Below are 24,042 nucleotides of genomic sequence, written 5' to 3'. Positions count from 1 at the left end.
CCCTCGCGGGGATCGGGCAACGCTCGCCCATAATAACACCACCGACCACGGTTTATCCCCGCCCTCGCGGGGATCGGAAGTGGACCTCGAAACTATCCTGCCCGATCTGCGGTTTATCCCCGCCCTCGCGGGGATCGGGCAACGCTCGCCCATAATAACACCACCGACCACGGTTTATCCCCGCCCTCGCGGGGATCGGCGGTCAAACACGCGAGCGAGGTACGTACCCGGCGGTTTATCCCCGCCCTCGCGGGGATCGGCGCGTTTGATCTCGGGCGCAAGCCGCCGCATCACGGTTTATCCCCGCCCTCGCGGGGATCGGCTGCACAAGCTCGTGCAGCTTGCAGCCGAAAGCGGTTTATCCCCGCCCTCGCGGGGATCGGGCAACGAGCAGTATGCCCGCACGCACTTCAGGCGGTTTATCCCCGCCCTCGCGGGGATCGGCCCAGGAGCAGGCGGGGGAAGCCCTGTATGCGCGGTTTATCCCCGCCCTCGCGGGGATCGGTCGATCACGCCAGGGATCCAGTCGCCACGCATCGGTTTATCCCCGCCCTCGCGGGGATCGGCTGGGGCAGATCGGCCAGAACCACATCGAGCGCGGTTTATCCCCGCCCTCGCGGGGATCGGCAACGCGCCCAGGCCGACCGCGATGCCGACGACGGTTTATCCCCGCCCTCGCGGGGATCGGTTTCCCAAGCATTCGGTGCGCCGCCTGGCGGACGGTTTATCCCCGCCCTCGCGGGGATCGGGGGATCTCGGTTGGCGACGTGGTGCTCGAGACGCGGTTTATCCCCGCCCTCGCGGGGATCGGGCGCTCTTCGGCTTCACGTTGCACCTCATTGGCGGTTTATCCCCGCCCTCGCGGGGATCGGGGGCCGCGCTGCGCAAGGTGGAGTCCTGGCTGCGGTTTATCCCCGCCCTCGCGGGGATCGGGAACACGCCTTCTTCCTCGCTGACGCCCTGACCGGTTTATCCCCGCCCTCGCGGGGATCGGCATATGCGGTGCCCCCTGAAGATGCCGCCCTGCGGTTTATCCCCGCCCTCGCGGGGATCGGTGAAATATCAACGACTCTCCGCCCAGATGTTTCGGTTTATCCCCGCCCTCGCGGGGATCGGGCCGGCGCCATGGGCCTGGAAATTCGGGGCGACGGTTTATCCCCGCCCTCGCGGGGATCGGTCTACTCGAATCCGGGCGAGTCGATCAATTGCCGGTTTATCCCCGCCCTCGCGGGGATCGGCGCTTGACGCGGGACACCTGGCCGACCGGGTTCGGTTTATCCCCGCCCTCGCGGGGATCGGTGCTGAGCGATAGCCTTCACGTCGGCAGTGACCGGTTTATCCCCGCCCTCGCGGGGATCGGGCGCCCACAGCAACGGAAGTTCGCCGCGCTTACGGTTTATCCCCGCCCTCGCGGGGATCGGATGGCCTCAAGCATCATCGACTGCTGAGCCTGCGGTTTATCCCCGCCCTCGCGGGGATCGGGCCAGTTATTTCGGAGCGGCAGCGGGCAAGGGCGGTTTATCCCCGCCCTCGCGGGGATCGGATGGCCCGAGCTGTGATCGCTACTACGACTATCGGTTTATCCCCGCCCTCGCGGGGATCGGGATAGGTTGGAGGAGCTGACGCGGTAGCCGTCCGGTTTATCCCCGCCCTCGCGGGGATCGGTCAGCCGCGCCTTGCCGGTCGCCCGCATTCAGCGGTTTATCCCCGCCCTCGCGGGGATCGGATCCGCACCCGCGTATTCGAGGAGATGCGCGGCGGTTTATCCCCGCCCTCGCGGGGATCGGGGCTTCCTGGCTGTAGATCATGTGACCTCTCCCGGTTTATCCCCGCCCTCGCGGGGATCGGGGTCGGGGGCCTCGGGCTCCGGGCGGCTCAGCTGGTTTATCCCCGCCCTCGCGGGGATCGGGGCACCATGCTGCTTGACCGCAGCCGCGGATACGGTTTATCCCCGCCCTCGCGGGGATCGGGCCCACTGACATGAGGCCGCGACCCACGCCCATGGTTTATCCCCGCCCTCGCGGGGATCGGCGGGCGAGCTTGGCGCGGGCGCGACCCCATAGCGGTTTATCCCCGCCCTCGCGGGGATCGGAGCGCGGCGGATTCCAGCTCGACGCTGTAATGCGGTTTATCCCCGCCCTCGCGGGGATCGGTGGGATACCGACGACGATCACGATGGGCACCACGGTTTATCCCCGCCCTCGCGGGGATCGGTTGGCCGTCTCCCAGCAGTAAATGCTCGAACGCGGTTTATCCCCGCCCTCGCGGGGATCGGGTGCAACACGTAATCCCTGAGTGCCCCTCGGGCGGTTTATCCCCGCCCTCGCGGGGATCGGGCGGCCAAGGCCATGCTGCAGTACTCACTCAGCGGTTTATCCCCGCCCTCGCGGGGATCGGTACACCCTGGAGGACGTCACCATCGCCTCGGGCGGTTTATCCCCGCCCTCGCGGGGATCGGGTGCTCTTCCTCGGTCGCCAGCCTCAGCATGCCGGTTTATCCCCGCCCTCGCGGGGATCGGTAGTGATGAGATGGTGATCATGACTCCAGCTCCGGTTTATCCCCGCCCTCGCGGGGATCGGGTAATTGAGATCCCCTCTGGCCGCCGCGGCACCGGTTTATCCCCGCCCTCGCGGGGATCGGCGCATCGCGCGCCTCGAGGACGAGATCGAGGACGGTTTATCCCCGCCCTCGCGGGGATCGGACTAATCGTAGACGATTGATCTACAAAAGGAAAATCGCCGGTGGATTTCCCACCAGCGATTTTGCCTATTTTTTGTACAGCACGAATTGTTAAAGAGCCTGGAAAATCAGTTAGTTGGTTTCTAGCGGAAGAAAGCGCACCAAACGCAGTCCGTCATGATCCCAGGGCTCACGACGATTCGAGCCGTACGTTTGGAACTCAAAACCGGACTCGTGATTGCTGGCCCAGGCCATCACGACATTGCCTTCCTCCGCCAGCGCATTGATCTGCTCCCAGATCATCTCGCGGATACGCCTGCTGACATCGCCGACATAGACACCGGCACGAACCTCGAGCAGCCACACGGCGAGCCTGCCGCGCAGACGGGGCGGTACGGCTTCGGTCACTACGACTAGCATGGCCATATCAGCCGCTCCTGTGCCCGGCATCGCCCACGGATGCCGGCTCCGGTATGGCTGGTGGCACGGCTTCGGGGGCTGGCGGTGGTGGTTCGATCTCCCCTGCTGATAGGACTTCTTCGATCAGTGGTATCAGGCTCTGAAGCAGCTTCGTCTGCCGGAAGGCATCGCGGCAGGCAATACGCACCTCCCGCTCTGGCAGAGGTGGATTGCGCGCCACAACGCGGAAAGCCGCAGGAACCACGGTTTCGAACTTGACGATATCGGCGATATCGTAGACGAAGCTCTTTGGCTTTCCGGTGTGCAGAAAGCCAATGGCTGGCGCATAACCTGCCGCCAGAATCGCTGCTTCAGTCACCCCGTAGAGACAAGCGGTGGCAGCGGAGAGGCATTGGTTGATGGTATCGGAAGCATCCCATTGGCTCGGGTCGTAACGGCGCCCTGTCCATTTGATGCCGTACTGTTTGGCCAAGTGTTGATACGTCTTACGCACACGGGCGCCTTCGATTCCCCGCAACTGTTCGATACTGCGCCGCTCAGGCGCCGGCTCACCGAAGCGCAGCTCGAACATCTTGCGCACCACCTTGAGCCGCAGCTTCTCCTCCAGCACCAATCTAGCCTGATAAAGCAGCTTGTCGGATCGGGCGCCGCCAGGCTGCCCTGCACTGTAGAGGCGCACGCCGGCATCCCCAACCCAGATCAGCAGGGTGCCTACCGCCGCGGCAAGCTTGATGGCCGCGTGGGAGACTCTGGTGCCAGGTTCAAGCAGCAGGCAGGCAACCGAGCCGACCGGTATGTGCATGCGCTCGCCGTTGACATCGTCAATCACCACGAAGGCGCCATCACGTACGTCGATCTGGCCCATGCCGATGAAGATCATCGACATGCGATCCTTCATTGGGATCGGCTTGAAGGGGATAAAGCTCATATCACCCCCTCAAGGTCGACGCAGCATCAGCAATCCACAGCCAAACGCCTTGGCACGGCCGATACCATGAGCCAGTGTTTCGACCAAGCGCCCCGGGTCGGTCACTTCCAGAAGGCCTTCATAATCGACGCTGGAAAACCGAATGGCATCGCGTCGACCGGGCTTGTGGAGAGCATGCTGACGATAGGCGCCCACATTTGGCTTGACCGGCAGTCGAAATCCCCAGGACTCGGCCCGTGAGGCCAGCCAATCGTTAGCGGCATTGTCCATGGCCTCTACGCAGGCTCGACTGCTGCGGGCCTCACCCGACTCAAAAGGAAACTTGGCGGCCATCAAGACATCGGCACGCTGCCCTCGCTTGCCCTCTACCGCCTTGGATACCGTCGGATTGGCACGAACACGAAACGCTAACTGCTCGCCTACCTCCAGCGCTGGGGCGAAAGGCTTGCTCTGTACATCGAGCAACCCCGCTACTGCTACGGGTTCGCGATCAGAAAGCATGTAGAACAACGGCAGCCCTTTGGGCGTTTGGTCTGGCCCCGAGGGCTCCTCCATTTCCTGTCGGAACAGGAAAGGGCGAGCCTCCGAGTGGTCGGGGAAAAGTTTCCATAGAAGCTGGTGGGCACCGTAGGCGCCACCTCCCATGATCTCGAATAGCAGTTCGCGGGAAAGGCCGTTGAGGTCCACACGTACACGAGAAAGAAACATCAGTTGCCCTCCTCAAGGCGGACGAAGCGGCGATACTCGGTACGCGGCCCGAACTGCCAGCGGCGGCGATGCAGCGGTTCATCCCAAACCTCACTAGACTCACTGGCCGCAACGCCATCGAGCGCATCGGCCGCCCCTTCCCAGGCGTAGAGCACCTCGTCGGGTAAGCGCAGCAGGCGCTTATCCTTCTCCTCATTCCCCACCAGCGCCAGCCAGGAGCGTTCCGGATCCAACGCGCTTTCAAAACGGTGATCCAGTGCCTGGCGCCAGCAGCTGGCCTCGATCACGGTAGGCACCAGTGGCGCGGCCAAGGGGCACGCCTTGCGGCCGAGGTAGAGCGGGAAACGGGGCTTTTCCAACGCCGTTGTCAGTTCCTCCAGGGTCCAGACAGCCTCCGGTGTCAGTCGAATCGCAACGGACCAGAGGCCGTCGCAACGGTAATCTCGTGAAGAGAGAATGGTATTGAGTGTCTCCTTGGGCACCGAAAGCTCTTCACGGCGCGTGCGGTGGGTTACTTTCGCTTGCGATGGCGGCACCTGCACGGTGTGATAGTCGCGCAGCAACAGCCCCGGTGAGCGCTGCTTGACCGCCACTTGCAGGCCCTTGCGCAGGCGCCGCTGTCCTTCATCGTCGTCGCGCCGGATGCCAAGTGCCGCCCCCACTAGCCCCAGGATGGCGCTACGACCGGGGTAGGTCGCGGTTGGCCGTGTCTCGCCAACCGCGGCCTCCCCCCAACTCGCCATGGGCGCATAGAGGCGAAAAACCAGATGTCGTGGCATACCGCCTCCGTTCACTCGTCGTCTTTGAGAAAGCTCAGCAGATCCTGCAGGTTGCCTCGCTGAATATCGCCCTTCAGAACAGGCGCGACGTACTCCGGCGTTGCTGAGAGGATAAAGCGGCGATCCGCGCCGGCACCGTAAGCGTCATCGAAGGCCTGGGCCTGCCTTTCCAGTTTCTCGATAGCCTTGGTGGCCTGCTCTTCGCCGTTGACCGGCTGCAGGAAGGAAGCCGCCAGCGAGCGTGGCTGCTGATCACCCTTCTCTGCCAGCAAGTAGCTCGCATGGGCGCGGGAGCCGAAGCTGTTCTGCTTACCCTTGGGCGAGACCTTGACGGCAGATTCCACCAGCGCAGCAATGGCACGATCAGCCAGTTCTTCCTTGCCTTGCAGGTTCTCGACCAGTAGATCCCGGTCGATGCAGATATAGAGATAGAAGAGCCCGGCGGCAAAGCCGGCCTCGCCAATATGCGCTGCGCCTCGGTCGTCATCGCCGGTGTTCAGGTCATCGACGGCGGTAAAGTAGTCGTCTTCGACCTCGGCTGCGTGCACGGTGATAGCGTGGGCGACCTGACAGGCGGCTTCGACGTTGTAACTGGGGGCGGCGGCAAGCATCCGCCCGAACAGCGCCACATCGACGGCGGTGGGGCGCTGTGCGAGCAACTCTTTGAGTTCTTCATCGGTCGGCTCGCGGTTCTCGGCCCCTAGCGTATCGGCCAGCCCCTCCAGTGCTGCGAGCTCTTCGAGGCCAACATGCACCAACTGCTCGATCTCGTACTCGTGCTTTTCTCCCTTCTCGACTTTGCGCAGTTTGCCGAAGACACCAGCGATCTTCTCAGCACTGCTACCGGCGACTTTCTCGTCAGCACCCGCGCTGGTCATCCGTTTGTAAACCTCTCCTCCCAGACGCTTGGTGCGTGTGCCCTTGTGGCCATTGACTGCCGCTTCGAACAGATCGGAGGTGCGCCAGTTGCGCTTGAGACTCTGCGAAGAGACACGCAGCCGCCGGGCACCGCCCATAAAGGCTGTCTTGGGGCGGCCCAGATCATCGCGGTTGAGGTTGGAGGGGGGGTAGGAGGTGAGCAGGTGCAGCTGAATGAAGTGGCTCATGATGGGTTCCCTGAATACAAGAGTAATACGGATGTTAGAAAGTGGCTGTCGTCGCTCAGTCGCCCGCTGCCGGTTTCAATGCGCGCGCCTTGAAGTAGGCATCACTCATGACGAAGGCAAACCGTTGGGCGGCCTTGACGCGGTACTGACCGCGCTGCTCTAGGTCCCAGAGCGCGACCATATCGGCCAGGCGGACAACGCTGATACCGGCGTTATCTGCGAGTTTGAGCGCCCGACGAAAGCGGCGAATCAGCTCTTCCCTACTGTGACAATCAAGCAGCTGCTGGAAGCGTAAGTCGCTCATCCGCGGAGTATCGACGGTCTTGGGGCGCTTCTCTCCCAGACGTTTACCCAAGGGCGCATCAAACGTTTCGTCGCGCAGCTCGCATACCACCGCGGCAATGACCGACCAAACTTCGAGACGTTGATTGCGCTTATTCGGCCCCTCGTTAACCGCCTCCGTCCAGGCCCGTGACTCGAGCGTCAGCCAAAGATGGCGAAAGGCCTCGGTCAGCATGACCGACTCGATAGTGGCAGAGCGGCGCAGCGTAGCGCGCACGCCGCGGGGATAGGGCCGCTGCTGCGTGTATCGCTTGAGCGTCTTGTCATCCATCACCAGTCGCCGCCACCACAAGCGCAGCTCATAGGCCTCTTGATCAGTAAGCACATAGCGGTAGCGCTCTACCGCATTGCCTGCGGTAGCCTCGCCCTCTGCCGCTCGTGGCCGCGGCGCTTGTTGCTCCACCTCACTCATGCTGCGCTCTCCTCATCACGCTGGGGCATCGAGGCTTGCAGCTCAAAGCCACCCACCTGGGCGAACGTCTGAGCCGTTTTGCCGATCTTCTTGCCGCTGCCGTTCAAATAGGTTTGTAAGTAGCGCCGGGCGCTGGTGATCCGTTCCAGTTGCTGCATCTTCATGCCCTCCAATGGGCCGCTAATGGCCTGCGCATCGAACAGGGACAGCGCTTCATGCTTGAGGGCGAGGTACCACTGACGGTGAATGTCGGGGGAAAGCGTCGGCGTTGCGGTTTCATCGCGCAGCGTCTCGCCCATCATGCGCAGCGTCTTGAAGAACGCCAACTGGGTGGCTTCGAAGAACTGGGCATCGACCTGACTCATATCGCCCTTGGCATCTTCCGGGCGTTTGAACCAGGCACGCTTGAGCTGGTTGCGCAGGGTCCAGGTAAACTCCGAAGCCAGATCGACGAAACGTTTGACCCAGTCGCGTAGTATCTCCTGATGCGCTTCGGGCACCCCTACTAGCGGCATTTCCACGCTATACCAGCCGCGCGGCTTCATGTTGTCCATGTCATAGCCAAACACCCAGAGTCGGGCGCGCCGGAACAGCGCCTCGAACGCTTCACCGTCGTCACGTGCGGCTTGGACCATACGGTACTTGTGCAGGTGGTGAGTGACCACGCGGGCAGGCAGGGCTCCGCTCACGGCTTCATCCTCCAGCACCAGCCCCGGCCAGTGGCGGTAGCCCAGCCCGCCGGGTTGCCCCTTGCTGGAGAGCGGTAGTTCATCGAGCTTTTTGGGATTGAGACGGCGATAAGGTGTGAGCGGGTGCCGCCAGGGGCCGTCGTAGTTGGCACCCTGCTTCTTGGCACGCAGACGGCGCACCGGGTGCGACGTCTCCCGGCCACAGAGATCGCAACACCCCGGCGTCTCGTCGAACAGCAGCCGGTAGCGCCGCGGCATCGACCAGAAGGCGTGTAAGGGGTGCACTTGTTCGGGCAACACCTCGGTGCCCTTCTTGTCGCTGATGTGGGTCTCAGCCATCCAGAAGAACAGCTTGCCATCGTCTGCTTTGGGCGGGTGCCACGTTTGCCCCGGCTGACCCACGGCGTCGGCGGGCATCACATTGGGCCAAAGACGATGCCATAGCGGCTTGGACTCGTCTTCCGGCAAGATCAGAGTGGTGAGCGGCCCGCCACCACGCAGCCCGACCCGAATACCGGCCCCACCGGCGGGTGCGTTAATCTGCATGGTAAAAAGGGCCAGCGCCGCGCACTCGGGGCAAACGGTCTCCACCCGACCGCGCTTGACGAAGAAATCGGTGTTGTTCTTGATGCCGTTGGCACCGGGCGAGTCGATCAACAGGCCGGCGACCGACGCCTCCTTCACGTCTTCCAGCGGGTCCACGTCCTGCATGAAGCGTGGGCCATCGCCGTCGAGCACGAACGCCGTCGCAAAAGATGCCAGCGCTTCGTCAAGCTCCGCCACGCTGGGTGGCGACTGGTAGCGATCCAGCCAAGAGTCGGTATCCTCCGGCGTCATTGCTGTCTGCAACAGCGCAATTAGAAACTGCCAGGCTGCGCCTTGGAAATCGGCGCGAGGCAGCGCTAGATCGAGCACGTCGGGGTCGGCCAGGGCCGAGGGTGGGTGATATTCGATTCGGCCATCGTGATGGCGAAAGGGTAACCAGGATTCTGTAAGTAGATTCATCGGCACCTCTGCAGCATTCTATAAATTCTTATTCATTAACCTTGGCTCACTTACCTTTCATGAACATTGCATCTTCCACTACACCTATAGGCTCACGCCCCACTGCTCATCGTAACCACACTTGTCGTCCTCTTCCGGCAGCCAGGGCAGAACGAAGCGCAGCCCACGGTGGCGCTGCTGCAGCGCTTCCCACTGCTCGGCATAGTGCCCCGGTAGCGCGGCGAGTTTTTTGACCTGACTCTCCCTTAGGCGGCATCGGCTCAACCGGTCGGCATGGCGGTGGTCCTCTGCCCAGAGCACCAGCGTCTCACCCTGACGTTTGAGTAGCGCCACCTCGAGGCTCCGCTCGTCGCTAAGCCGGGTGCCGAATTCACGCTCCTCCTGCCAGGGGTCGAAATCGGCATTGAGGCGGTAGCCCGCTTCCAGATTCAAGGCGTTATGGGTGGCCATCGAGACCGCCAGCTTATCCATCCCCGTACGCTCGAAGTGCGCCTGATCCAGCGCCTCGGGAATATCTTCCACCGGGAAGGCGTAGACACTCTCGATCAGCGTCCGCGCTGCGCCAGGCATCGTGATGGCGCCCAGCTCGCGCAGCACACGCTGAGTCAGCCATATCAGCGAGGTGTCCTTGTACACCGCCTGGGTGCCGCGGTGCGCCTGGCTTAGCCAGTCCCCCCCGGGATGCACGTCCCATTTGGGCGCGAGCACATTCAACACAGGGTCGGCTCGCTCACCGCGCTGGTGACGCTGCAGGCGCCCGGCACGCTGAATCAACAGATCGATGGGGGCGATATCGCTGACCATTTGGTCAGCATCACAGTCGAGACTTTCCTGGAAAACCTGAGAAGTTACAACCACTTGGCTGCGCCTTAACGGCGGCTTCGAGTCTTTGCCAAAGCGGCGGATGACCTCGGATTCGATTCGCTGGCGGTCCACCATCGCAAAGCGAGCGTGGAAGAGCAGGCAGCGCTCGGGCTCGGGATGGCGCTCGCGTAGCTGTTGAAAGGCTCGGATGGCATCGTCGACGGTATTGCGCACCCAGACGATGCACTCACCCGACTCCGCCGCCGCCAGCACGCACTCGATGGCCTCTTCTTCTCTCTCCAACCACTCGATGGCCACGCTACGCGTGACTTCAGAGCGGGTTTTGACGTGAATCTCCTCAGGAGTACCTTCCCCGCAGCGGGTGAGCAGCGGATAGTCGGTTTTCTCAAGCAAGCTGGGCTCCGCGCCCAGACCATGACGCCAAGCCGTGACCAGCGCCTCGCGCATAGCGTGGGGCAGCGTCGCCGTTAGCAGGATAGCGCTGCCGCCTTGGCGGGCGTGGTGGGCCAACAATTGGTGCAGCAGGGTCTGCATGTAGTGATCGAAGGCGTGAACCTCGTCGATGATCAAAACCTTGCGTGCCAGCCCTAATAGGCGCAGCGATTGATGGCGAAACGGCAGCGCGCCCATCAGTGCCTGGTCGATGGTGCCGACACCTACATCGGCCAATAGCGCCTTCTTGTTCGAGTCGGCGAGCCAACGGTTGCATTGGGTCGAGGCGCTGGCGTCTTCTGCATCGTAGTCGTCGTTCTCCGGCTGGGCGATGGCTCGTTCGAACTCCTCGTTGAGTTCGCGAGCCCCGTGGGCAAGCACCAAGGAAGGCCGCGAAGCGCTGCTGTAAAAATGGTGGTGCAGGTCGCCCAGGCGGCTATACATGGCATTGGATGTCGCCATGGTAGGGAGTGCAAAGTAAAGCCCTTCGCCGTGACCTGCGGCCAACAGGCGCTGAGCCAGAATGCAGGCGGCTTCGGTCTTGCCCGCGCCGGTCACGTCTTCGAGGATGAACAGCTGCGGACCGCTCTCCAAGGGGAGACTCTCTGCTTGCTGCTGAAGCGGGGTGGGCGTGGCGTCACCGTCGAACCATTGGGCAAGGCCCGCGTAGGGTATCGGCTCCGGTGGGCGGCCGAATCCGGTAACCTCCAGCACCTCCTCAGCCTGCTTGCGCGCCCATGGCCAGTATTCACCCAGTGGAATGGGCTTCTGGCAGTAGGGAAAATAGTCACGATGCGACCCCAACCAGTCGCTGAGGGTGGCCCAACCGGCAACAGTCCAGCTCAGCGTCTTGAAGACGCCCTGCCAATGTTTGTCGAGTAATCTTTCGAGCGGCCAATGAGGTTTGATGAGCGCTGCCCAATCGGCGACAAAATCACCCGCAGCGGTGACATCGTTGAGCTCACCATCGTCGATGTAGAACTGAGCGAGCGTGAGCTGGCCCGTCGATACGGGACGTCCATGATGGCCAAAGAACGGTGCCATCAAACTATCCATGGGCTCCAGCAGTTTCGAGCTGCGTACATCCGCGCCCTCGGGCCAGCCAAGTGCCCCTTCCCTTCGCCATGTATTCCAACAGGCGTCCCAGAGCAGAACGCCCAGGCGGTCGTGGCGCGCGGTATATCCATAGCGCGCCACCGGAGGAGCCAGCGTCACACCCTCGGGCCTAGCAAGCCCCTGAAACGTACGCGAAAACTTGCCAATATCATGCAAACCAAGCAAAAAAACGAAGAAGCGGCGCAACGCCTCCGGCGGCATGCCGAGGCGCTCTGCCAACCGTTGTGTCAGCGGCCTCTCCGGAGCAAGCAGGTGCCAACCGACGGCAGCCACGTCAAGGCTATGGTAGGGCAGGAGATGGCAGCTTGCGCCTTGCGAGCCTGGTTTGGCTTTTCCCCAATAGAGCCAATAGGTCACCGGCGAACTTCCTTTCGTTTGTTGTTCTCACTGCCCCTCATGTAATCACTTGTTAGAATGGGTAACTAGTGATGTATATCAAACCAGCGTACTAAGCAGCCCGGTTAGTCCATCTTCGCTTGAGTGCGCTGAGTTCATGGAGAAGCCAACGATGGAAACGACCTCACTGCCCTGGGACACTCAAGCCCGCTATCGCCTGATCGAGATCCTGGCGCTCTGGGAGGGGCGAGTGGCGGCTTCACAGATCGGGGCAGTATTCGACATCGGCAGGCAGCAATCTCAAAAAATCATTCGAAAATACAGGGAGCTGGCGCCGAACAGTCTCCTCTACGATGAATCGAAAAAGGGATTCCTCCCAACCGAAGACTTCAGGCCACGCTTTACCCTGGGTCGGGTCGAAGAGTACCTACATCTTCAAGGAGCGAATCATGAACTGGAGTCCCCATTTGCAGGTTTGAGCCTGGGAGCAGCGAATACCGAATCCCTACCGATGCCCAACCGGGAGATTTCACCTCAAGTAGTAAGAGAAATCGTCAAAGCTGCACGCCAGGGTACGAGGCTTGAGGTGAACTACGCTTCGTTTTCGAATCCCGAGGGAGAAGACCGGGTGCTCGTACCGCATACTCTTGTGTTCGCGGCGGGTCGCTGGCACGTGCGGGCGTTTTGTGAAAAGCACCGGCAATACCGTGATTTCGTGCTGAGTCGATTTCGTGATGTGCCGGAGCCCTGCGGCACCATGTTGGGAAAGCATGACGGCACACAAGATGCCGAATGGCATACGCAGGTGGAGGTTCGGCTGATTCCTGACCGCCGCTTGCCGGAAGTCGAGCGCTCACTCATCGCTCATGACTACGGGATGACAAACGGTGAGTTGGTACTGACCTGCCGTGGCCCGCTCGTGCTGTATGCGTTGAGGGAGCTGGGGCTGAACCCTCAGCACAGCGAGGTCAATCCGCGTGCACAGCAGGTCGAAATCGCCAATCGTGAGGAACTGACCCGTTGGATACGCTGGGATTGAGCGTTTTACGCCGGTAGCAAGGCCCTCAAACCACCTCAGCCACTTCCTCAAACGCCAGCCTCGGCCCCCTCGGGCGCTGGTTTTTCGGCTCCCCCACGCCAAGGTTGACCAGGAAATTGCTCTTGTAACGGCCGTCGGGAAAGAACTCTTCATCGACCATGGCGTTATCGAAGCCGCTCATGGGGCCGACGTCGAGCCCCAGCATACGCGCAGCCACGATCAGGTAGGCGCCCTGCAAGGTACCGTTGCGACAAGCGGTGTCGCTAGCCTTGTCGGGGTTCTCGGCGAAGCGCTCTCGGGCGTTGGGCGATTGCGGGAAGACGGTGGGCATGTGTTCGTAGAAGCGCGTGTCGATGGCGACGATCACGTTCACGGGGGCCTGGTGGGCCTTGTCGCGATTGCCCTCGGAAAGCGCCGGCAGCAGGCGAGACTTGCCCTCTTCGGTGGTCACGAAGACGTAGCGCGCCGGCTGGCAGTTCATCGATGTCGGCCCCCACTTGAGCAGGTCATACAGCTCGCGCAGAGTGGCCTCGTCGATGGGCTCCTGCTGAAAGGCATAGTGGGTATGCGCTTCACGAAAGACGGTGTCGAGCGCGATGTCGTCGAGAGGCTGCCGAGGCATGAATCACTCCGGGTCGTGGTTGGCTCATTTCACTTTACGCGTTCGTTATCTGCCGGTCACGACCAGTGCTACTCTCTTTGCGACGCTTCGCTTCGTTCAATGTGCCAGGAGAAGACTATGCCAAGGTTTCGTTCGTTCGCCGCCCTGCTTGCCCCCCTGCTGAGCCTGGCCCTTGCCGCCCCCGCCATGGCACAGCAACCCACGCAGGAGTTCCAGGCCTACGAGGATGCCCTGGCCCGCGGTGAGCGCCATGCCAACGTATGGCAATACGGCTGGGCGGGGGTGTACGCCTCCACGCTTGCCGTGAACGTCTATCAGGCCAGCGAGTCGGACAGCCGCGATACCCGTTACGATGCCCGGGTGGGCGCGGTGAAGTCGGCGCTGGCACTGGCCGGTACGCTGATGGATCGCCAGCCGCATCCGGCAGCTCGGCGTCAGTTGAGCGAAGGCGGTGGCGATATCGAAAGTGCACGCCGGCTACTGCACGAGGTGGCCGCAGAGGAGCGTCAGCGCCGCAGCCTGGAGGCACGCCTGGGCTCGCTGCTGGTGAATACCACTTCGGGCCTGCTGATCGGCGTGGGCGACGGGCGCGGTCGTGACGGCGCCATCAACTTTGCTACCGGCATGTTGATCAGCGAGCTGCAGATCCAGACCCAGCCGCGCCAGGCAACAGTGGCAATCAACCGCTTTCAGCCCGCCCAGCTGTCCCTGGGGGATTTGAAGCTGCAAGGCGAGTACGCCCTGATGGTGGCGCCCAATCAGGTGGGCGTGGCGCTGCGCTACTGAGCCTTGGCGATTGGTGAGACCCCAGGCCTTGTTGAGCCTGGGCTCATTTCGGGATATTTTATGTTATGATATAACATATCTATAAAAACACTTGGCCTGCTCCATGCTAGATACGCTGCACTGGTGGCTGACGTCACCCTTCGACTATGCCTTCATGCGCCGCGCCTTGGTGGCATCATTGGCGCTGTCACTCACCGCACCGGTTCTTGGTGTGTTTCTCACCTTGCGCGGCATGAGCCTGATGGGCGAGGCCCTGTCGCATGCCATCCTGCCGGGGGTGGCCGTGGCTTTCATGCTGGCCGGCTTTTCATTGCCAATGATGATGCTCGGCGGCGTGCTGGCCGGTTTGATTACCGTGGCACTTGCCGGCGGAGTGACGCTGTTCAGCGGCCTCAAGGAGGACGCGGCCATGGCCAGCCTGTTCCTGGTGGCCATGGCTGGCGGTGTGACCATCGTCAGTCTGTCGGGTAATGCGCTGGATCTTGGCCACGTTCTGTTTGGCACCATCCTGGCAGTCGATAGCCGTACGCTACTGCTTGTGGCGCTGGTCAGCAGTGCGATTCTTCTATCCCTTGCCGTCTCCTTTCGCGCGCTGGTCGTGGAATGCCTGGACCCCCAGTTCCTTACCCTTCAGGGAAGGCACGCCGGCTGGACTCACACCTTGTTCATGGCGATGGTAGTGCTGTGCCTGGTTGCCAGCTTCCAGACCCTGGGTACATTGATGGCGGCAGGCCTGATGCTCTTGCCGGCAGCAGCGGCACGCTCCTGGAGCTCACGGCTCGAGGGCATGATCGCCATTGCTATCGGTATTGCCGTGGCTTGTAGCGTGACGGGACTACTGGTGTCCTATCACGCTGGCCTGCCCTCGGGTCCTGCCATTATCCTGCTGGCGGGCCTGGCCTACGTGGCGTCGATCGCGCTTGGCCCCTACCGCAGCTTGAGAGCAGGCCGATCCCGTCTCAAAGCGAACGCATTGCCACGGCGTTCACAACTGATCCCTTGAGCGGTTCCCTTTTGCTGCGAACCCTGCATACTGCCGCCTTGGATCTGCTGGAACGCCACACTGCCTGATGGGCTAGACTTTACTGACTGTTTTGCAATGTTATATCTTAATCTATTTCGTGAGGGAGCATTAATGGCACACCGCACGCATCGGCACCGCCCCGAAGGGCCGTGCCATTTTTCACTGATGTCGCTATCCGCGACACGACGCCTGCTGCTGGCGGCGGCTCCCCTGGGGGTGCTCTGGCTGGCCGTGTCGTGGGCGGCAGGGTGGTGGGGCTGATGGCCGAAGGGCAGACATCCCGCCTGGAGCTGGTGGATCTGCAGCTTGCCCAGGCCAACCGCACCGTGCTCGAGCACGTTGACGGCCGCTTCCGGGATGGCGCCATCACCGCCCTGGTGGGGGCCAATGGCGCCGGCAAGAGCACCTTGATTCAGGGCATCATGGGCATGCTTCGCCCGATGGCGGGCAAGGTGGTGTGCTCGGTGCCCAAGGAGCGTCGCGCCTGGCTGCCCCAGCAGTTGGCACTCGACCTGACCTTTCCCATGAGCGTGGAAGAGCTGGTGATGACCGGCAGTTGGCCGAGCCACGGCGCACTCAAGGGCTACTGCGCTCGCCACTATCGCCGTGGCCGCGAGGTGATGGCACGCCTGGGCATCTCTCACCTGGCCCACCGTCCCCTGGGCGAGCTTTCTGGCGGCCAGCGCCAGCGCGCGCTGATCGGCCGCACCCTGATGCAGGAAGCGGAGCTGCTGCTGCTTGATGAACCCTTCGCCAATGTCGATGCGGAAACCGTCGAAGTCCTGATGACGGTGCTCCACGAGATGGCCGCAGACGGCGTCACCATCATCGTGGTGCTGCACGACATGGAGCAGCTCGCACGCCTGGCTGAAGAGGTGGTGGTGCTTCACCAGGGCCATGCCCGCTGGACGACGGCGCAGGCGGTACTTCACAGCCAGCCGACTGCCGCCGAATCGGCCCGACTTGCCCTGGGCATACCGGGGGTGGGCGCATGCTAGAGCTGCTGCATGAGTGGCTGATCGCCCCCTTCGATTACGGCTTCATGCGCCGCGCGGCCGTGGCCGGCCTGGCGCTGTCGCTGGCAGCGCCGCCCATGGGCGTGTTCCTGATGCTGCGCGGCATGAGCCTGATCGGCGACGCCATGGCCCACGCGATCCTGCCCGGCGTGGCACTGGGCTTCCTGCTGGCGGGCTTCTCGCTGCCAGCCATGAGTCTGGGTGGCGTGCTCTCCGGCCTGTTGGTGGCCATGCTGGCGGGCAGCGTATCGAAGATGACCGGCCATCGCGAAGACTCGGCAATGGCCAGCTTCTTCCTGATTTCGCTGGCGGCAGGGGTAATGCTGGTCTCGCTGGGCGGCAGCAGCGTCGATCTTACCCACGTGCTGTTTGGCTCGATCCTGGCGGTGAACACCACGGCCCTGCTGCTGATCGCGGCGATCAGCAGCGTGATCGTGCTGATACTGGCGCTGATCTTCCGCGCCCTGGTAGTGGAGTGCCTCGATCCGCTGTTCCTGCGCGGCCAGGGCATGCAGGGAAGCTTGGTGCATGGGATCTTTCTCGGCCTGGTGGTGCTCAACCTCACCGCCGGCTTCCAGACCCTGGGCACGCTGATGGCGGTGGGCCTGATGATGCTGCCGGCCACCACCGCTCGCTTCTGGAGCAAGCGGCTGGAGGGACTGATCGGCACGTCCATTCTGCTGGGCATCATCGCCAGCCTCGGAGGGCTGCTGCTTTCCTACCACCTCAGCATTCCATCCGGGCCAGCCATCATTTTGCTGGCGGGCGTAGGCTACATGCTCTCCGCCCTGTTCGGCCGCCATCACAGCCTGATGGCCAAGCTGCGCCGACGCGCCGCCCCGCTTGGCGCACCTGAGACTCACTGAACGAGAACGGCGACACCACCCCTACGGAGGAATTGCATGCGACACCTCACCCCTGCCCTGGTCATCGGCACCTCGGCCATGCTGGCACTGCCGGCCGCCATTGCCGCCGAGCGCATCCAGGTCGTCACCAGCTTCAGTATCCTTGCCGACATGGTCGAGAACGTTGGCGGCGAGCACGTGGAGGTGGCCTCGCTGGTCGGTCCCGACAGCGATGCCCACGTCTACTCCCCCACGCCGCGCGATGCACGTGCCCTGGCCGAGGCCGACCTGGTGGTCTACAACGGCCTGCTGTTCGAGGGCTGGATGGAGCGGCTAATCGACTCCAGCGACTACAGCGGCCCGCTAGTCACCGCGACCGACGGCATCGACAAGCTTGAATATCACGGCCATGACCACGGACACGATCATGACCACGATGACGATCACGGCCATGACCATGGGCACGATCATGACCACGATGACGATCACGGCCATGACCACGGGCACGATCATGACCACGATGACGATCACGGCCATGACCACGGGCACGATCATGACCATGACGACGATCACGGCCATGACCACGGACACGATCATGACCACGATGACGATCACGGCCATGACCACGGGCACGATCATGACCATGATGACGATCACGGCCATGACGACGACCACGGGCACGGTGACGACCATGTGCATGGCGACCATGACCCCCACGCCTGGCAAGATCTGGCCATGGGCAAGGTGTACGTGGGCAACATCCGTGATGGCCTGATCGAGGCGGACCCGGACAACGAAGCCGTCTATCGCGAAAATGCCGAGAGCTACATCAACGAGCTGCGCGCCACCGACGCCGAGATTCGTGAGCTGATCGCCGAGATTCCGGCTTCCACCAGTATCATTACCGGCCACGACTCCTTCGGCTACTTTGCCAATGCCTACGGTCTCCAGTTCCTCTCGCCGGTCGGGCTCTCCACAGAGGCCGAGCCCAGCGCGTCCGACATGGCGCGACTGATCGACGTGATGCGCGAGCAGAACGTGCGTGCCCTGTTCCACGAGAACATGACCAGCCCGGCCATCATCAACCAGCTAGCCGAAGAGACCGGGGTACCCATTGCCGGCACGCTCTATGCCGATGCCTTGGCTGCCGAAGGCGAGGCCAGCACCTACATCGGCATGATGCGCCACAACGCCCGGACGCTGCACGACGCCCTGGCGGAGCCGGGTCACGATGACCACGGTCATGGAGACGACCACGACCACGACCACGACCACGGTGATGATGGCCACAGTCACAGCCACAGCCACTGAGAAGCGGCACGGCCTATCCACAGGGGCGCCAGACGGCGCCCCGTTTTTTTGTCCGCCGGATGGCCCTGGGCCGGCAGCCTTGGCGCTCTACCGGCCCACACATGGCACGTTCTGCACTTCCAGGAATTAAAGCGAGCCTTCAGGACCGAGAGTGCCTCGCCAGAGGCCGCATTAAACCAAAGTCGCACAGCCTGAGACTCTGCCTCAAGATGGCACGAAATGCAAAAACTCTGGCTCGATGCGTAAACCCGCCGCGAACCATTCCTCCTACCATGAACGAGCATGTCTTGGAGAAAGTGCACATCGAAAAAGGCTCACCCAAGAATTGCACACAGCCACTCACCGGCTTGCCCACAGAGTTATCCACAGCCGGACGATATACAAGCCACAATAACAAAGGTCAGCCAATGACAACGACACGCCGCTTCGCCCTGGGGGTGCTTGCCACCTCCATCATGCTCGTCGGCCAGACATCCCACGCCGAGATCACCGACAATGAGATTCGCATCGGCTACCTGGCCGACATGACGGGCCCCTATCGCGACCCCATCGGCCCCCAGGGGCTGGATGCCATCCAGATGGCTATCGAAGACGTCGGCGGCAGCGTCGCCGGCGCCGATATCGTGGTGTTCAGCGCAGACGATCGCAACAGCCCCGACGTGGGCTCGAGCATCGTTCGCGAATGGATCGACGAGCGCAACGTCGACATGGTGACCGGCCTGGTGGCTTCTTCGGTCACCCTTGCCGCCGTGCGGCTGCTTGAGGAAGAGAATCGCCTGGGCCTGGTCAATGGCGCCGTCTCCTCCGGCGTGACCAACGAGAGCTGCTCACCCAACCACATCCACTGGGTCTACGACACCTGGGCCATGTCCAATGGCACCGCCAAGGCGATCACCCAGGAAGGCCACCAGAACTGGTACCTGCTCAGTGCCGACTACTCCTTCGGTCACGCTCTGGAGGGCGACGTCGAGCGGGTGGTGCTCGAGAACGGTGGCAGCATCGTGGGCAAGGCGCGCCACCCCTTCCCCAGCAACGACTTCTCCTCCTTCCTGCTGCAGGCCCAGGCCTCCGGTGCCGACGTGATCGCCCTCAACAATGCCGGCTCCGACACCATCAATGCCATTACCACCGCGGGTGAGTTCGGCATCACCCAGGCGGGTCAGGTGCTGGCCGGCATGGTGCTGTTCAGTACCGATGTGCGCAGCATCGGCCTCGACGCGGCCCAGGGGCTGCAGTTCACCAAGGCCTGGTATTACGACCTCAATGACGAGACCCGCGCCTGGGCCGAGCGCTTCCGCGAGCGCACCGGCAGCATGCCGACCATGGTCCACGCTGGGCTCTACTCCAGCACCCTGCACTATCTGCAGGCCGTCGACGCCATCGGCACCGACGAGGCCCAGGCCGTTCGCCAGCAGATGGCGGATACGCCGATCGACGACATCTTCGCCACCTGCGGCTACATCCGCGAGGACGGCCGCATGGTGCATGACATGTATCTGGTCGAGGTGAAGACCCCGGAAGAGTCGCAGAACGAGGACGATCTGTTCCGCGTGGTGCGCACCATTCCCGCCGAGGAGGCCTTCAGGCCACTGTCGGACAGCAAGTGCCACCTGGTTGCCAACGGTACCTGAGCCCGGAGGTCGAGATGAGGATCCAGCAGAACACTATCGGCGCTGCCATCAGCCGCAGCGCACGCAAGCACGGCGCCAGGCTGGCGCTGGCCTTCGAGGGCCGGCGCTGGAACTACGCCGAGCTGAACCAGGCGGTGAACCGGGTGGCCAACCGCCTGCTGGCGGCGGGCCTGGTACCGGGCGACCGCCTGGCCGCTTACGGCAAGAACTCCGACGCCTACGTGATCGCCTGGCTGGCCGCTACCCGTGCCGGCCTGGTGCACGTGCCGATCAACTTCGCGCTCAGCGCCGACGAGCTGCGCTACATACTCGAGCAGTCCGGCGCGAATGCGCTGCTCAGCGACCTGAGCCTGGCCGACAACGTGGCCAAGGCCAGCGAAGGGCTCGGTCTCGCCCTTTCCGGTACCCTGCACGCCGAGGGCGAGACGGGCTTCGACGTACTGCAGGTAGCCCTCGACAGGAGCAGCGGCGATGCCAGCGAGCCGGATGTCGATCTCGATGGCGCCAGCCTGGCCCAGCTGCTCTATACCTCGGGCACCACGGCAGCGCCCAAGGCGGCGATGATGACGCACCAGGCGCTGCTGGCCGAGTACATGGCCTGCATGGTGGAGCTCGACATCAAGGGCGACGAGCCGATGCTTGCCGCGCTGCCGCTCTATCACTCGGCGCAGATGCACGTGTTCCTGATGCCGGCGCTGCTGCTGGGCGCCCCGGTACACCTGCGCATGGCACCGCTGCCCGACGACTGCCTGACGCAGATCGCCGGCGAAGGCATTGCGTCGTTCTTCGCCCCGCCCACGGTGTGGATCAGCCTGCTGCGCCATCCCGACTTCGACAAGTTCGACCTTTCGACACTAAAGAAGGCCTACTACGGCGCCTCGATCATGCCGGTGCCGGTGCTCGAGGAGCTGCAGCAGCGCCTGCCCGGCGTGGGGCTTTACAACTGCTACGGCCAGAGCGAGATCGCCCCGCTGGCCACCGTGCTGCGACCCGAGGAGCACGCCGCGCGCCCGGCCTCGGCGGGCCGCCCGATCCTTACCGTGGAGACGCGCATCGTCGACCTGGAGATGAACGACGTGCCGCCCGGCGAGCACGGCGAGATCGTGCATCGCTCGCCGCAGCTGCTCAGCGGCTACTGGAACAAGCCTGAGATGAGCGAAGAGGCCTTCGCCGGCGGCTGGTTCCATTCCGGCGACGTGGGCTACTTCGATGAGGCGGGCTATCTCTACATCGTCGACCGCATCAAGGACGTCATCAACACCGGCGGCGTGGTGGTGGCCAGCCGCGAAGTGGAAGAGGGGTTGTTCAAGCACCCGGCCGTTTCCGAGGTCGCCGTGATCGGACTGCCGGATGCGAAGTGGATCGAGGCGATCACCGCCGTGGTGGTGCCCAAGGAGGGTACGGAGGTGAGCGAAATGGAGCTGCTCGCCCACGCCAAGGCCCACATGGCGCCTTACAAGGTACCCAAGCGCATCCTGTTCGCCGAGGCCCTGCCCAAGAGCACCGCCGGCAAGATTCTCAAGCGCAACCTGCGCAAGGAGCTGGGCTGACCATGAGCGCACCGCAAGACGACCTGACGCCGCTGTTCCACGACACCATCCGCCGCTTCCTCGAGCAGGAAGTGGCGCCCCACTACGAGGCGTGGGAGGCCGCCGGTGAAATGCCGCGCTCGCTGTGGACGAAACTCGGCGAGGCCGGCCTGCTGGGCATCGATTTGCCTGATGAGCTAGGCGGCAGCGGTGCCGACTTCGCCATCGTTCAGCTGGCGCTGGAGGAGATCTCACGCCAGGGCTTCGGCGGGCTGGCCAGCGCCTATAACATTCACACCAACATCGTCATGCCCTACCTGCTGCATATCGCCACGCCGGCCCAGCGCGAGCGCTGGCTGCCGGCCATGGCCAGCGGCGAGGCCATCGGCGCCATCGCCATGACCGAGCCCGGAGCGGGCAGCGATCTGGCGGCGATGAAGACCCGCGCCAGCCGCACCGAATCGGGCTGGCGACTCGACGGCAGCAAGCTGTTCATCACCAACGGGCAGATCGCCGATCTGGTGATCGTCTGCGCCAAGACCGACCCCGCCGCCGGTGCCCGGGGCGTCTCGCTGTTCCTGGTCGACACCACGCTTGCCGGCTTCTCCCGCGGCCAGCCGATCAAGAAGATCGGCCAGCACGCCAGCGATACCGCCGAGCTGTTCTTCGACGACCTGCGCCTACCGGAAGACGCCCTGCTCGGCGAGGAAGGCGCCGGCTTCGCCTACCTGATGCAGGAGCTGCCCCGTGAGCGCCTCGGCGTGGCGGCCCAGGCGCTGGGCGCCATGGAGGGAGCACTGGCGCTGACTCTCGACTACGTGCGCGAGCGCCGCGCCTTTGGCCGCGCCGTGGGCGACTTCCAGAACACCCGCTTCACCCTGGCCGAGGTGCGCGCACAGATCGACGTGGGCCGCGCCTACTTCGAGCGGTGCGTGGCGAAGTACCGCCAGGGGGAGATGAACGGCACCGACGCCGCCATCCTCAAGCTGCAGCTCAGCGAGATGCAGTGCCGCACCATCGACGCCTGCCTGCAGCTGTTCGGCGGCTACGGTTATACCCGGGAGTACCCGATTTCACGCTTCTATCTGGATGCCCGCGTGCAGACCCTCTACGCCGGCACCTCGGAAATCATGAAGGAAGTGATCGCCCGCTCGCTGCTTGGCAAGAGCGACGCGGCCTGATCGCCTTCACAGGCAACTGAACAAGAGACAGGAGAGTTCCATGCGGCTCGATTCCGTCGTCATCCTCAGCAGCGCCCGCACCGCCATCGGCAGCTTCGGCGGCAGCCTGGCCGGGCTCGCTCCTCATGAGCTGGGCACCGTTACCGCCCGCGAGGCGCTGGCCCGCGCCGGGGTCGAGGCCGGGGCCATCGACCATGCCGTCTACGGCCATATCATCACCACCGGCCCGCAGGACGCCTACCTGGCACGCCACATCGCCCTGGAAGCCGGCGTGCCCGAAGGTGCGGCGGCATTCAACGTCAACCGCCTATGCGGCTCCGGCGTGCAGGCGATTCTCTCCGCCGCCCAGCAGATCGTGCTCGGCGACAGCCGCCTGGCATTGGCCGGCGGCGCCGAATCGATGAGCCGCGGTGCCTACCTGCTGCCGCCTCAGGCGCGCAATGGCCTGCGCATGGGCCACGCCAGCGTCACCGATCTGACGCTCGGCATCCTCAGCGACCCCTTCGGCAGCGGCCACATGGGCGTGACCGCGGAGAACATCGCCAAGCGCTGTGGACTCGAGCGCGAGGAGATCGATCGCTTCGCCATGGAGAGCCACCACAAGGCCGCCCGCGCCATCGCCGAGGGCCGCTTCGATGGCCAGATCGTGCCGGTGACGGTGCGCGAGGGTAAGAACGAGCGCCAGTTCGCCCGCGACGAGCACGTGCGCGACGGCGTAACGCTCGCGGACCTCGCCCGCCTCAAGCCCGCCTTCGCCAAGGAAGGAGTGGTCACCGCCGGTAACGCCTCGGGCATCAACGACGGCGCCGCCAGCCTGGTGCTGGCCCACGCCGACGAGGCCCAGCGTCGCGGTCTTGCGCCTCGCGCGCGGCTGATCTGCGCCAGCACCGCCGGTGTCGAGCCGAGCGTGATGGGCCTGGGGCCGATTCCCGCCGTGCGCCGCTGCCTCGACGAGGCAGGGCTCTCCATCGCCGACATCGACGTGATCGAGTCCAACGAGGCCTTTGCGGCCCAAGCCATGGCGGTGGCCCGCGAGCTCGACTTCCCCGCCGATCGGCTCAATCCCAACGGCGGCGCCGTGGGGCTGGGCCACCCGGTCGGCGCCACCGGGGCGATCCTGACCATCAAGGCGCTGGCCGAGCTGGAGCGCAGCGGCGGTCGCTATGGGCTGATCACGCTGTGTATCGGCGGCGGCCAGGGCATCGCGCTGCTGATCGAACGCTGCGCCTGATCGAGGTGCAACCTGCCGCAGAGTGAAAAACAAATACAAGGAGACGTAG

The 24,042-nt window shown here is 63.6% G+C and carries 20 protein-coding genes and 1 CRISPR repeat array; of the genes, 11 read left to right on the top strand and 9 right to left on the bottom strand.

Annotated elements, in window-relative coordinates:
- Window positions 1-48: 48 nt before the first annotated feature.
- Window positions 49-2,702: direct repeats of the CRISPR family, unit length 29 nt; unit sequence CGGTTTATCCCCGCCCTCGCGGGGATCGG.
- 110 nt (window positions 2,703-2,812) lie between these two features.
- From cas2e to cas3, 8 genes are all read right to left on the bottom strand, one after another.
- The gene (gene cas2e / locus H1D44_RS17685; protein ID WP_181516448.1) at window positions 2,813-3,106 is read right to left on the bottom strand and encodes a type I-E CRISPR-associated endoribonuclease Cas2e; all 294 of its coding nucleotides are present in this window, start codon (window positions 3,104-3,106) and stop codon (window positions 2,813-2,815) included.
- 1 nt (window position 3,107) lies between these two features.
- A complete protein-coding gene (gene cas1e / locus H1D44_RS17680; protein WP_181516445.1) occupies window positions 3,108-4,028 on the bottom strand; it encodes a type I-E CRISPR-associated endonuclease Cas1e in 921 nt (306 codons plus the stop codon).
- Window positions 4,029-4,037: 9 nt separating this feature from the next.
- On the bottom strand, window positions 4,038-4,736 hold the full coding sequence (gene cas6e / locus H1D44_RS17675; RefSeq protein WP_181516443.1) for a type I-E CRISPR-associated protein Cas6/Cse3/CasE: 699 nt from the start codon (window positions 4,734-4,736) through the stop codon (window positions 4,038-4,040).
- Window positions 4,736-5,515, bottom strand: coding sequence for a type I-E CRISPR-associated protein Cas5/CasD (gene cas5e, locus H1D44_RS17670; RefSeq protein ID WP_181516441.1), 780 nt, complete (start codon window positions 5,513-5,515; stop codon window positions 4,736-4,738). Before cas5e ends, cas6e begins: the two co-directional genes overlap by 1 nt.
- A gap of 11 nt (window positions 5,516-5,526) precedes the next feature.
- Window positions 5,527-6,621 carry a type I-E CRISPR-associated protein Cas7/Cse4/CasC gene (gene cas7e, locus H1D44_RS17665; RefSeq protein WP_181516439.1) on the bottom strand — a complete coding sequence of 365 codons (1,095 nt, stop codon included), beginning with the start codon at window positions 6,619-6,621 and terminating at the stop codon, window positions 5,527-5,529.
- A gap of 55 nt (window positions 6,622-6,676) precedes the next feature.
- A complete protein-coding gene (gene casB / locus H1D44_RS17660) occupies window positions 6,677-7,375 on the bottom strand; it encodes a type I-E CRISPR-associated protein Cse2/CasB (RefSeq protein ID WP_181516437.1) in 699 nt (232 codons plus the stop codon).
- The gene (gene casA, locus H1D44_RS17655; RefSeq protein WP_181516435.1) at window positions 7,372-9,069 is read right to left on the bottom strand and encodes a type I-E CRISPR-associated protein Cse1/CasA; all 1,698 of its coding nucleotides are present in this window, start codon (window positions 9,067-9,069) and stop codon (window positions 7,372-7,374) included. Before casA ends, casB begins: the two co-directional genes overlap by 4 nt.
- Before the next feature lie 84 nt (window positions 9,070-9,153).
- Window positions 9,154-11,799 carry a CRISPR-associated helicase Cas3' gene (gene cas3 / locus H1D44_RS17650; protein WP_181516433.1) on the bottom strand — a complete coding sequence of 882 codons (2,646 nt, stop codon included), beginning with the start codon at window positions 11,797-11,799 and terminating at the stop codon, window positions 9,154-9,156.
- 151 nt (window positions 11,800-11,950) lie between these two features.
- On the opposite strand from cas3, the gene H1D44_RS17645 reads away from it, so the two are divergent.
- Window positions 11,951-12,817, top strand: coding sequence for a WYL domain-containing protein (locus H1D44_RS17645; RefSeq protein WP_181516431.1), 867 nt, complete (start codon window positions 11,951-11,953; stop codon window positions 12,815-12,817).
- 25 nt (window positions 12,818-12,842) lie between these two features.
- Here H1D44_RS17645 and H1D44_RS17640 read toward each other — a convergent pair whose 3' ends face one another.
- Complete coding sequence (locus tag H1D44_RS17640) at window positions 12,843-13,439, bottom strand: malonic semialdehyde reductase (RefSeq protein WP_181516430.1); 597 nt, start codon at window positions 13,437-13,439, stop codon at window positions 12,843-12,845.
- A 117-nt stretch (window positions 13,440-13,556) separates the two neighbouring features.
- Between H1D44_RS17640 and H1D44_RS17635 the strand changes: the two genes are divergently transcribed.
- The 10 genes from H1D44_RS17635 (at window position 13,557) to bktB (ending at window position 23,993) form a co-directional block, all read left to right on the top strand.
- Complete coding sequence (locus tag H1D44_RS17635; protein WP_181516428.1) at window positions 13,557-14,225, top strand: hypothetical protein; 669 nt, start codon at window positions 13,557-13,559, stop codon at window positions 14,223-14,225.
- A gap of 103 nt (window positions 14,226-14,328) precedes the next feature.
- Window positions 14,329-15,228 (top strand): metal ABC transporter permease, encoded by a 900-nt coding sequence (locus H1D44_RS17630; protein ID WP_181516426.1) that lies wholly within the window; start codon window positions 14,329-14,331, stop codon window positions 15,226-15,228.
- 132 nt (window positions 15,229-15,360) lie between these two features.
- On the top strand, window positions 15,361-15,510 hold the full coding sequence (locus H1D44_RS17625; protein ID WP_162832591.1) for a hypothetical protein: 150 nt from the start codon (window positions 15,361-15,363) through the stop codon (window positions 15,508-15,510).
- The gene (locus H1D44_RS17620) at window positions 15,510-16,247 is read left to right on the top strand and encodes a metal ABC transporter ATP-binding protein (RefSeq protein ID WP_181516424.1); all 738 of its coding nucleotides are present in this window, start codon (window positions 15,510-15,512) and stop codon (window positions 16,245-16,247) included. The genes H1D44_RS17625 and H1D44_RS17620 overlap by 1 nt, the downstream gene beginning before the upstream one ends.
- Window positions 16,241-17,131, top strand: coding sequence for a metal ABC transporter permease (locus H1D44_RS17615; RefSeq protein WP_181516422.1), 891 nt, complete (start codon window positions 16,241-16,243; stop codon window positions 17,129-17,131). The genes H1D44_RS17620 and H1D44_RS17615 overlap by 7 nt, the downstream gene beginning before the upstream one ends.
- Window positions 17,132-17,167: 36 nt before the next feature.
- Window positions 17,168-18,421 (top strand): metal ABC transporter solute-binding protein, Zn/Mn family, encoded by a 1,254-nt coding sequence (locus H1D44_RS17610; RefSeq protein WP_181516420.1) that lies wholly within the window; start codon window positions 17,168-17,170, stop codon window positions 18,419-18,421.
- A gap of 407 nt (window positions 18,422-18,828) precedes the next feature.
- Window positions 18,829-20,052, top strand: coding sequence for an ABC transporter substrate-binding protein (locus tag H1D44_RS17605; RefSeq protein WP_181516418.1), 1,224 nt, complete (start codon window positions 18,829-18,831; stop codon window positions 20,050-20,052).
- A 14-nt stretch (window positions 20,053-20,066) separates the two neighbouring features.
- A complete protein-coding gene (locus tag H1D44_RS17600) occupies window positions 20,067-21,602 on the top strand; it encodes a fatty acyl-CoA synthetase (protein WP_181516416.1) in 1,536 nt (511 codons plus the stop codon).
- Between the two features lie 2 nt (window positions 21,603-21,604).
- Window positions 21,605-22,762, top strand: a complete 1,158-nt coding sequence (locus tag H1D44_RS17595; protein WP_181516414.1) for an acyl-CoA dehydrogenase family protein — start codon at window positions 21,605-21,607, stop codon at window positions 22,760-22,762.
- A 40-nt stretch (window positions 22,763-22,802) separates the two neighbouring features.
- Window positions 22,803-23,993 carry a beta-ketothiolase BktB gene (gene bktB / locus H1D44_RS17590; RefSeq protein WP_181516413.1) on the top strand — a complete coding sequence of 397 codons (1,191 nt, stop codon included), beginning with the start codon at window positions 22,803-22,805 and terminating at the stop codon, window positions 23,991-23,993.
- The last annotated feature ends 49 nt before the right edge of the window (window positions 23,994-24,042 follow it).

The sequence above is a fragment of the Billgrantia kenyensis genome (genome assembly GCF_013697085.1).
Lineage (GTDB): Bacteria > Pseudomonadota > Gammaproteobacteria > Pseudomonadales > Halomonadaceae > Halomonas > Halomonas kenyensis.
This window is presented reverse-complemented; position numbering and strand designations above follow the sequence as displayed.

Excerpts from the sequence above, each read along its gene's own strand:
- cas2e (WP_181516448.1), bottom strand. The coding sequence starts at position 3,106 with ATGGCCATGCTAGTCGTAGTGACCGAAGCCGTACCGCCCCGTCTGCGC.
- cas1e (WP_181516445.1), bottom strand. The coding sequence starts at position 4,028 with ATGAGCTTTATCCCCTTCAAGCCGATCCCAATGAAGGATCGCATGTCG.
- cas6e (WP_181516443.1), bottom strand. The coding sequence starts at position 4,736 with ATGTTTCTTTCTCGTGTACGTGTGGACCTCAACGGCCTTTCCCGCGAA.
- cas5e (WP_181516441.1), bottom strand. The coding sequence starts at position 5,515 with ATGCCACGACATCTGGTTTTTCGCCTCTATGCGCCCATGGCGAGTTGG.
- cas7e (WP_181516439.1), bottom strand. The coding sequence starts at position 6,621 with ATGAGCCACTTCATTCAGCTGCACCTGCTCACCTCCTACCCCCCCTCC.
- casB (WP_181516437.1), bottom strand. The coding sequence starts at position 7,375 with ATGAGTGAGGTGGAGCAACAAGCGCCGCGGCCACGAGCGGCAGAGGGC.
- casA (WP_181516435.1), bottom strand. The coding sequence starts at position 9,069 with ATGAATCTACTTACAGAATCCTGGTTACCCTTTCGCCATCACGATGGC.
- H1D44_RS17645 (WP_181516431.1), top strand. The coding sequence starts at position 11,951 with ATGGAAACGACCTCACTGCCCTGGGACACTCAAGCCCGCTATCGCCTG.
- H1D44_RS17640 (WP_181516430.1), bottom strand. The coding sequence starts at position 13,439 with ATGCCTCGGCAGCCTCTCGACGACATCGCGCTCGACACCGTCTTTCGT.
- H1D44_RS17635 (WP_181516428.1), top strand. The coding sequence starts at position 13,557 with ATGCCAAGGTTTCGTTCGTTCGCCGCCCTGCTTGCCCCCCTGCTGAGC.
- H1D44_RS17630 (WP_181516426.1), top strand. The coding sequence starts at position 14,329 with ATGCTAGATACGCTGCACTGGTGGCTGACGTCACCCTTCGACTATGCC.
- H1D44_RS17625 (WP_162832591.1), top strand. The coding sequence starts at position 15,361 with ATGGCACACCGCACGCATCGGCACCGCCCCGAAGGGCCGTGCCATTTT.
- H1D44_RS17620 (WP_181516424.1), top strand. The coding sequence starts at position 15,510 with ATGGCCGAAGGGCAGACATCCCGCCTGGAGCTGGTGGATCTGCAGCTT.
- H1D44_RS17615 (WP_181516422.1), top strand. The coding sequence starts at position 16,241 with ATGCTAGAGCTGCTGCATGAGTGGCTGATCGCCCCCTTCGATTACGGC.
- H1D44_RS17610 (WP_181516420.1), top strand. The coding sequence starts at position 17,168 with ATGCGACACCTCACCCCTGCCCTGGTCATCGGCACCTCGGCCATGCTG.
- H1D44_RS17605 (WP_181516418.1), top strand. The coding sequence starts at position 18,829 with ATGACAACGACACGCCGCTTCGCCCTGGGGGTGCTTGCCACCTCCATC.
- H1D44_RS17600 (WP_181516416.1), top strand. The coding sequence starts at position 20,067 with ATGAGGATCCAGCAGAACACTATCGGCGCTGCCATCAGCCGCAGCGCA.
- H1D44_RS17595 (WP_181516414.1), top strand. The coding sequence starts at position 21,605 with ATGAGCGCACCGCAAGACGACCTGACGCCGCTGTTCCACGACACCATC.
- bktB (WP_181516413.1), top strand. The coding sequence starts at position 22,803 with ATGCGGCTCGATTCCGTCGTCATCCTCAGCAGCGCCCGCACCGCCATC.